The 7826-nt window shown below is 73.4% G+C and carries 7 protein-coding genes and 3 tRNA genes; 5 read left to right on the top strand and 5 right to left on the bottom strand.

Annotation, left to right across the window (positions count from 1 at the left end):
* Window positions 1–946: NlpC/P60 family protein (locus HDR73_RS12440; RefSeq protein WP_287136457.1), on the bottom strand; the 946-nt coding region annotated here is incomplete at its 3' end.
* Between the two features lie 13 nt (window positions 947–959).
* Complete coding sequence (locus HDR73_RS12435; protein ID WP_041464794.1) at window positions 960–2255, bottom strand: peptidoglycan DD-metalloendopeptidase family protein; 1296 nt, start codon at window positions 2253–2255, stop codon at window positions 960–962.
* 426 nt (window positions 2256–2681) lie between these two features.
* Between HDR73_RS12435 and HDR73_RS12430 the strand changes: the two genes are divergently transcribed.
* The 3 genes from HDR73_RS12430 (at window position 2682) to HDR73_RS12420 (ending at window position 3017) form a co-directional block, all read left to right on the top strand.
* Window positions 2682–2757, top strand: a tRNA-Glu gene (locus tag HDR73_RS12430).
* A gap of 38 nt (window positions 2758–2795) precedes the next feature.
* Window positions 2796–2872, top strand: a tRNA-Asp gene (locus tag HDR73_RS12425).
* A 69-nt stretch (window positions 2873–2941) separates the two neighbouring features.
* Window positions 2942–3017, top strand: a tRNA-Phe gene (locus tag HDR73_RS12420).
* A 67-nt stretch (window positions 3018–3084) separates the two neighbouring features.
* Here HDR73_RS12420 and HDR73_RS12415 read toward each other — a convergent pair.
* Window positions 3085–3618 (bottom strand): O-acetyl-ADP-ribose deacetylase, encoded by a 534-nt coding sequence (locus tag HDR73_RS12415; protein ID WP_012297577.1) that lies wholly within the window; start codon window positions 3616–3618, stop codon window positions 3085–3087.
* A gap of 246 nt (window positions 3619–3864) precedes the next feature.
* Here HDR73_RS12415 and HDR73_RS12410 point away from each other — a divergent pair, with 246 nt between their 5' ends.
* A complete protein-coding gene (locus HDR73_RS12410) occupies window positions 3865–5700 on the top strand; it encodes a glycoside hydrolase family 15 protein (RefSeq protein ID WP_012297576.1) in 1836 nt (611 codons plus the stop codon).
* A gap of 60 nt (window positions 5701–5760) precedes the next feature.
* Here the strand turns inward: HDR73_RS12410 and HDR73_RS12405 are convergent, their stop codons facing one another.
* Together HDR73_RS12405 and HDR73_RS12400 are read right to left on the bottom strand one after the other, a co-directional pair.
* Window positions 5761–6501: a YqjF family protein gene (locus tag HDR73_RS12405; RefSeq protein ID WP_012297575.1), complete on the bottom strand. Its 741-nt coding sequence runs from the start codon at window positions 6499–6501 to the stop codon at window positions 5761–5763.
* The gene (locus HDR73_RS12400) at window positions 6498–7025 is read right to left on the bottom strand and encodes a MarR family winged helix-turn-helix transcriptional regulator (RefSeq protein ID WP_012297574.1); all 528 of its coding nucleotides are present in this window, start codon (window positions 7023–7025) and stop codon (window positions 6498–6500) included. Before HDR73_RS12400 ends, HDR73_RS12405 begins: the two co-directional genes overlap by 4 nt.
* Before the next feature lie 80 nt (window positions 7026–7105).
* Between HDR73_RS12400 and HDR73_RS12395 the strand changes: the two genes are divergently transcribed.
* The coding region (locus HDR73_RS12395; protein WP_287136456.1) for a TspO/MBR family protein at window positions 7106–7826 on the top strand (721 nt) is incomplete at its 3' end.

Genomic DNA, 7826 nt, shown 5'->3' with positions numbered 1-7826 from the left:
GCTGCTGGGGCGCGGGGGCGGGCGCGGGCGCGCTCGATCCGCCGCCGGACGAGGATCCGCCACCGCCACCGGACGACGCACCACCGCCGCCGCCGCCGGATGAGGAGCCACCGCCGGACGACGACCCGCCGGACGAGCCGCCGGACGAGGACCCGGAGGAGGCCGCCGGGGCCGCCGCGGCCGCGGGGATCGGCGGCTGCGTGATGCTCTGGATGTACTGCGCCTCGATCTCCGCGGTGGAGTCCTTGAGGAGCGCGAGCTGCGCGATGAGCTGGTCGCTGTTGCGCGTCTGCTCGGTGACCGCGGCCTGCGCGGTCGCGGCGGCGGAGTTCGCGTCGTCGAGAGCCTGCTGGGCCTCGTCCGCGAGGCGGGCGAGATCGTCCTTGGCGACCTGCGCCTGGTCGCTCAGCGACGCGGCGCTGTTGCGATCCGCGAGCGCCTGCTGGTACACGGACTGCGTGCTCTCGGACAGCTTCGACATCGTGCCGAGCGAGCGCAGCAGCTCCTCCGCGTCCTCCCCGTCGGACGAGAAGAGGCTCGCGGTGATGTCCTGGCCGCCCGCTCGGGCGAGGTGGCTCGCGAGGAGCCCGGCGCGCATCCGGCTGGTGAGGGCCGTGGCCTGCGCCTCGTCGGCCTTCTTCTGCAGGCGCGCGAGCTCGTCCGCCTTCGCGTCGCGCAGGGCCTGCGCCTCGGCGTACTTCTCGCCGGCGATCAGCGCGGCCTTGTTCGACTGGTCCGCGGACTCCTGCAGGCCCGTGACCAGCTCGGTCACGCGGTCGATGGCCGCCTGCGTGTCGGCCTGGTTCGCCTTCGCCGCCTGCACGTCGGCCCACGAGGGGTAGTCGGTGGCGGCGAACGCGGTCTGGGCGGCGACGCCGCTGGACACCGCGATCACCCCCACGGCGATCGTGGAGATGACGACCGTGGTCGGGCGGAGGTGGTTCATGTCGTTCCTCATGTCAATGCGTGCTGGTGATGGAGACGCCCTGGCCGTGCATGAACGCCACGGGGTCGACGGCGTTCCCGTCGATGCGGATCTCGAAGTGGAGGTGGCACCCGGTGGAGCCGCCCGTGGTTCCCGTGCGGGCGATGGGCTGGCCCGCGACGACCTGCTGGCCGGTGCGGACGAGCGTGCCGCCGTCCATGATGTGCCCGTAGGCCGAGGAGACGCCGCCGCCGTGGTCGATGCGGATGTAGTTGCCGTAGCCGCCGTTCCGGCCCGCGAAGCTCACGGTGCCCGAGTGGGCCGCGTACTGGGTCTCGCCGCAGCTGTACCCGCGGACGAGGTCCTCGCCCGCGTGCATGATCTTGGTGTGGTAGATCGGGTGGATCCGGTACCCGAAGAAGCTGCTCGTGCTGGCTCCCGGCAGCGGCGCGGTCCAGCCGGATGAGCTGATGGCACCGGGCGAGACGTCGCCTCCCGCGCCGCCCTGGCTCGCGGCGAGTGCGTCCGCGTCGGCCTGGCGCTTGCGGACGCCCGCCTGGTAGTCGTCCTCGGTGGCCTCGCGGTTCTCGGTGATGACGGAGAGCTTCGCGTCGGCGTCCGCCTTCTGCGCGCTCTGGTCCTCGAGCGCCTGCTCGAGGTCCTGCTGCGCCTGGGCGGCCTCCTCGAGGAGCTGCTCGGCCTTCGCGTTCAGCGCATCGAGCTCCGTGAGCGCCACCTGGGCCTGGTCGCTGAGGGACTTGGCGGCGTTGCGGTCCTGGAGCGCGATCGCGTAGATCTGGTCGGACTTCTCGGCGACCTTGCTCATGGTGCCGAGCTTGTCGAGGAGGTCGTCGCTGCCGTCGCCCTCGCTGAGGAGGAGGGTGCCGGAGAGGTTCTGCCCGCCGGACCGCATCAGCTGCTTGGCGAGGCCGGCCGCCTGCTCCTGGGACTTGGTGGCCTTCTCGGCAGCCTCGTCGACCCTCTGCTGGAGCAGGATCGTCTCCGCCTGCTTGTCATCCGCCGCCTGCTGCGCCTTGTCGTGCTCGTCGCCGCGCTGGACCACGAGGTCCTGCGCGTCGCTGACCTTCTGCTGGAGCGACGCGATCTCGTCGTTGATGCGCTGCACGAGCGCCTGCTGGGCCTGCTCGTCGCCGCGGGCCTTCTGCACGTCGTCCCACGAGGCGAAGGTGTCGGCGTGGGCGGGAGCCGCGATCGACCCGGTGAGGAGCACGGCGGCGATGGCGACGATCGCCTGGAGGCTGCGGCGGCCGCGCGGGCGCTGTCGTCTGGCGCCCGAGGTGGGCGAGCTCCGGAGGAGGTCATGGTGCATGGTGATCCCGATCATCGTGTCGCCCGGCTGGCCGGCTGCGCCTCCCTGCAGGGCCGGCGGGGAGCGCGGATCACATCCGTCACGCCTTCACCGGCTCTCACAGTAGCAACGGGGGTGCGCGACGCACAGCGCGCCGATGCGGGGATCCGTACGGGGGATCCCCTCCCCGGGAGGGTCGAGCGAAGGCTAACCCCGCGGATGGGGCACACCGCGGCAGCGCGCTGGCCGTGTCGCGAACCTGGCAGGAGCTCGGGAACGGTGCCCGCGATCCCTTCGCGGAGGCCGTGCGCGAGGTGGCGACACGCCGCCCGATCCGCATGCCCGCGGGGCCGCGACCCGCGCGGGGACGGCCGATTTGAGTCCTCGCCCGGAGTGCGGTTATGCTGACGTGTCGGTTGCTGCGAGACCTGGTCCGCCAGGGCGAGCGGCCCCATCGTTTAGTGGCCTAGGACGGCGCCCTTTCACGGCGTTAACACGGGTTCGAATCCCGTTGGGGTCACCAGGCAGTGTGGTTCGGAACACAATGTGATCGACATGCAAGGCCCTGTAGCGCAGCTGGTTAGCGTGCCGCCCTGTCACGGCGGAGGTCGCGGGTTCAAGTCCCGTCAGGGTCGCCACGGATGCGAGCCCTCTCTCACGAGAGGGCTTCTGTCCGATGTGGGCGTCTTCTCGCAAGCCGCCCGCTCGCCTGGGTAGCTCAGTTGGTAGAGCGTTCGACTGAAAATCGAAAGGTCCGCGGATCGACGCCGCGTCCAGGCACCACTCGCCGGTCCCCGTCCTCGACGGCAGGGCCGGCGTCCGTCTTCCCCGGTCCGTGTCGCACCGCTCCTCAGACGTCGGACGCGAGCGCCCCCTCGAAGGCCGCGAGCACCTCGTCCGAGAAGAGCACGAAGCGCACGAGCTCGATGCCCTCCGCCGCGCCGTCGGCCACCGCTCCGCGCACCGCGCCCACCGCCACGCGCGCCGCGTCGTCGAGCGGCCAGCCGTAGACCCCGGCCGAGACCGCGGGGAAGGCGACGCTGCGGATGCCGAGGGCAGAGGCCACCTCGATCGACCGGCGGTAGGCGCTCGCGAGCACCGCGGTGCGGTCGTCGGACCGGGACCAGACCGGGCCGACCGTGTGGATCACGTGGCGCGCGGGCAGGCGGAAGCCGGGCGTCGCGATCGCGTCGCCCGCGGGCAGGCCGTCAGGCAGCTCGTCGGCGCGGACGCGGCGGCAGGCGGCGAGCAGCTCCGGGCCGGCCGCGCGGTGGATCGCGCCGTCCACTCCCCCGCCGCCGAGGAGCGACGAGTTCGCCGCGTTCACGATCGCGTCGACGTCCTGCCGGGTGATGTCGCCGCGCACGGCCTCGATGAGCGTCATAGATCCAGCCTGGCCCGGGTGGCCTCCGGGCGGGAGACCCGCGCGGACGGCGCTGTCCGGCGGGCGGCGACCGGAACCGTTCGGGTGGGCTCCGGGCACATCGGGACGATTCGGAACTCGGGGAAGAACGGATTGGCGGCCTCTCGCCCGCACTCCCGGCGGAGCGGTCGACGACCCGGTCGCGCGGAGGCGACCCGGGGATACTGGAGGGGTCGGTGCCCTCCTGCCGGCGTCGACAGGAGTCCCATGGAAACGCCCGCATCCCGCCCCGCACCCGAGCGCACCGACGGCTACGTCGCGCTCCGCAGCTACGCCGCCATCGGGGACGGGCGCACCGTCGCGCTCATCGCGGAGGACGGCGACATCGACTGGCTGCCGCTGCCGAACCTGCACACCCCGCCCGCGTTCGCCGCGATCCTCGACGCCCCGCACGGCGGGCGGATCACGCTGCGGCCCGACGAGGAGTTCGAGGTGACGCGCGCCTACGTGCCCGGCACCAACGTGCTCACCACCACCTTCACCACCGCGTCCGGCAGCGTGCGCGTGACCGACGCGCTCGTCACGGGCGTCGCCGGGCGGCTGCCATGGTCCGAGCTCGGCCGGCGGATCGAGGGGCTCACGGGTGAGGTCGCCATGAGCTGGCTGGTCGCCCCCGGCACCGCGCTCGGCACGTCGTCGCCGTGGGTGCAGTCGACGCACAACGGGCCCGTCATCCGCGTGGACGGCGTGACGCTCGCGGTCGTCGGACTCGACCACGGATCCGCGGAGCCCGGCACGCAGTCGGTGTCCGGCGCGTTCACGACGAAGGAGGGATCGCGCCACGTCATCACGATGGTGGGGACCGAGCGAGAGCCCGTGCGGATCCCGAACCCGGAGATCGTGGACGAGAGCATCGACCGCACGATCCGCAACTGGGAGGGCTGGAGCGCCGAGTTCCGGTACGAGGGCGAGTGGGCCGAGGCCGTGCAGCGCAGCGCGCTCGCGCTCAAGCTGCTCGTGCACGCGCCCACCGGATCCATCGCCGCGGCCGCGACGACCTCGCTGCCCGAGCGCATGGGCGGCGGCAAGAACTGGGACTACCGCTTCGCCTGGGTGCGCGACCTGGCCTACACGGTGAACGCGCTGGTGCGGTTCGGCCTGCGCGAGGAGACGCACGCGGCGGTCTCCTGGATGCTCCGCACGATCCGCGACAACGGCCCCGACCTGCACGTCTTCTACTCCCTGGAGGGCGGCGTGCCCGAGGGCAGCTCGAACCCGGAGGTGCCGGGCTGGCGCGGCGTCGGCCCCGTCGTCGACGGCAACGACGCGCAGGCGCAGCTGCAGCTCGGCGTGTTCGGGGACCTCTTCGACGTCGTCCGCACGTACGTCCGCGACGGCAACGTGCTCGACGCCGACACCGGCCGCCTCCTCGCGACGTTCGCCGACCGGACGTGCGACTCGTGGCAGAAGCGCGACGCCGGGATGTGGGAGCTCGAGGACGAGCAGCACTACACGACCTCGAAGCTCGGCTGCTGGCAGGCGCTCGACTGCGCGGTCGAGCTCGCGGAGCTCGGCCAGATCCCCGGCGTGCCGGACCGGTGGCGTGCCGAGCGCGACCGGATCCGCGCCTGGGTCGAGGAGGAGTGCTGGGACGAGGGACGCGGCGCCTACGTGATGCACCCGGGCAGCCAGCGCCTCGACGCGAGCATCCTGCTGCACGCCGTCTCGGGCTTCGACCGCGGCGAGCACATGTCGTCGACGCTCGACGCGCTGCGCCCGGAGCTCGGCCGCGGGCCGCTGCTGTACCGCTACTCCGGCATGCCGGAGGAGGAGGGCACGTTCACCGCGTGCGCGTTCTGGTTGGCGGGCGCCTACGCGTGCGTCGGGCGGATGGACGAGGCGCGCGAGCTCACGGACCAGCTCGTCGACCTCGGCAACGACGTCGGGCTGTACTCCGAGATGATCGACGCCGACGACCACGCGTTCCTCGGCAACCTGCCGCAGGGGCTCAGCCACCTCGCGCTCGTGAGCGCCGCGCTGACGATCGACGAGCTGTCGGGAGGGCGGAAGCGCTCGACCAGGACGCCGCGCGCGAAGCGGTAGGCGGGATCCGTCCGCGCCGGAGCCGGGGCGCGGCGCCGGGCAGGCGGGCTGACCCGGCCGTCAGGCGCGCGGGCGGAGCGGGCCGGCGAACTCCGTGCGGACGCCGCGGGAGAACAGCACGGAGTCGGGCGCGCGGTCCACGACGCCCGGGAGGCCCGCGGCGGCGACCAGCTCGTCGTCGAGGTCGACCAGCTCGGCGCGCTCCAGGGTCCACGCGTCGTGCGTGTTCGGCCAGTAGCGCGTGACGCCCCCGCGGGCCACGTGCATGCCCCAGCGGGCGGTGAGGAAGTCGGCGAGCGGATCCCCCTCCGCCTCCTCGCCGAGCGGGCGGACGGAGATGCGCGAGGTCGGGCGGGAGCCCGTGTGCCGGCGCGATGTGTAGGTGACGACGCCGTCGTGCTCCTCGTGCGTCATCGACGCCCACATGTACGGCAGGCCGAGGCCGACGCGCGCGCCGATCGTGGGCAGGAGCTTCGCGGCCTCGAGCGAGCGGAAGACCACGCCGCGGCGGCCGTCGTCGCCCACGCTGTAGAGGCGCACGTTGAGCTCGGCGAACGTGCCAGCCCACGGCACGGCGGGCAGGGGCGGGAAGGCGCTGCGGGACAGGACGAAGGGGATGAGGCCGACCCAGCTGGATCCGTCGTGCACGTCGGGGCGCGTGCCCGGCGGGAGGAGCGGGGCGACGAGCGCCGGATCCACGCGCCAGTGCACGAAGGCCAGGTCGCTCCAGACCTGGCGGATGACCGCGCGGCCGGGCAGGTCGGGGGCGGCGGCGGAGATCGGATCCGCGGGGCGGGTCATCGTGCGCGCCCCTCGGCGGCGGTGCCGGCGGGCGACGCGGGCGACGCGGGCGAGGCTGCGGTGCCGGCAGGCGACGCGGGCGAGGCGGCGGGCGCCGGACGGCCGGCCGCGCGGATCACGTCGATGAGGCCGCGGCGCATCTCCTCCGAGCGGGCGAGCTCGGGGACGACGTCCTGCTCGAGCGCCTGCGCGCGCTCCCACGCGTCGGCGCCGGCATCGGTGCGGGCGACGACGTGGCGGCGGCGGTCGGCGGGATCCGGCGCGCGCGACACGAGCCCCTCCCGCTCCAGCCGCTCCAGCGTGCGCGACATGGTCTGCGTCTCGACGTGCGCGGAGCGGGCGAGCTGGATCTGGCTGAGCGGCCCGTCCCGGAGCAGGTGCAGCGCGATGAGGCCCGCGTGCGTGACCCCGAGGGTAGCGAGCGCCTCGCCCCAGGCGTGCTCGACGGCGCGCGCGGCCGTGGACAGCAGCCGCCCCGTCGGCCAGCTCGCGAGCTCGTCCTGGGCGGACATCCCTGCTGCCATGCGCGCACCTCCTGCTACAGTGATCGTCAGCAGGCTTACTATCCGCCTGCTGACTTTCCCATCGTAGAGGAGCAGGCCGCATGGGCACCGTGAAGGACATCGTCCGCCAGATCGTCGTCATCTCGAGCATGGCGTTCGCCGTCATCGGCTCCGCGTTCGGCTCGGGCGCGTTCAGCGACCGCAGCATCCAGAACGCGTCGAGCGGCGCCCTCAGCGCGAGCTACACGCCCGTAGCACCGGCCGGCCCCGCGTTCTCGATCTGGAGCGTCATCTACCTCGGGCTCGTCGCGTACACGATCTGGCAGGCGCTCCCCGCCCAGCGCGCCGACGAGCGCCAGCGACGCGTCGGCTACCCCGTCGCCGTGACCCTCGTGCTCAACGCCGCGTGGATCCTCACGGCGCAGGCCGGGTTCCTCGTGCTGAGCGGCGTCGTCATCGTGGCGCTGCTCCTGACGCTGATCTGGACCTTCCGCACCCTCATGGCGACGCGGCCGCGGAACCTCGTCGAGGGCGTCGTGCTCGACGGCACGATGGGCCTCTACCTGGGGTGGGTGAGCGTCGCGACCATCGCGAACATCACGTCCATCCTCACGGCGTCCGGCTTCCAGCCGGGAACGACCGGGCGCGACGCGTGGGCGGTCGTTCTGCTCGCGGTCGCCGGCGTCGTCGGCGTCCTGCTCGCGCTCCGCGACGGCGGGCGGCTCGCGCCCAGCGCGGCGATCGCCTGGGGCCTCGCGTGGGTGGCCGTCGGGCGGCTCACGGGCGAGCTGCTGTCGACGCCGGCCGCGGTGGCCGCGCTGG

Source organism: Clavibacter sp. (genome assembly GCF_014802555.1).
Classification (GTDB): domain Bacteria; phylum Actinomycetota; class Actinomycetes; order Actinomycetales; family Microbacteriaceae; genus Clavibacter; species Clavibacter sepedonicus.
Note: the sequence above shows the minus strand (reverse complement) of the source record. Positions and strands in the feature narration are given on the sequence as shown.

Bases quoted from the DNA above. Each gene is read 5' to 3' on its own strand.
- HDR73_RS12435 (WP_041464794.1), bottom strand. From the start codon at position 2,255: ATGCACCATGACCTCCTCCGGAGCTCGCCCACCTCGGGCGCCAGACGA.
- HDR73_RS12415 (WP_012297577.1), bottom strand. From the start codon at position 3,618: ATGACGCTCATCGAGGCCGTGCGCGGCGACATCACCCGGCAGGACGTC.
- HDR73_RS12410 (WP_012297576.1), top strand. From the start codon at position 3,865: ATGGAAACGCCCGCATCCCGCCCCGCACCCGAGCGCACCGACGGCTAC.
- HDR73_RS12405 (WP_012297575.1), bottom strand. From the start codon at position 6,501: ATGACCCGCCCCGCGGATCCGATCTCCGCCGCCGCCCCCGACCTGCCC.
- HDR73_RS12400 (WP_012297574.1), bottom strand. From the start codon at position 7,025: ATGGCAGCAGGGATGTCCGCCCAGGACGAGCTCGCGAGCTGGCCGACG.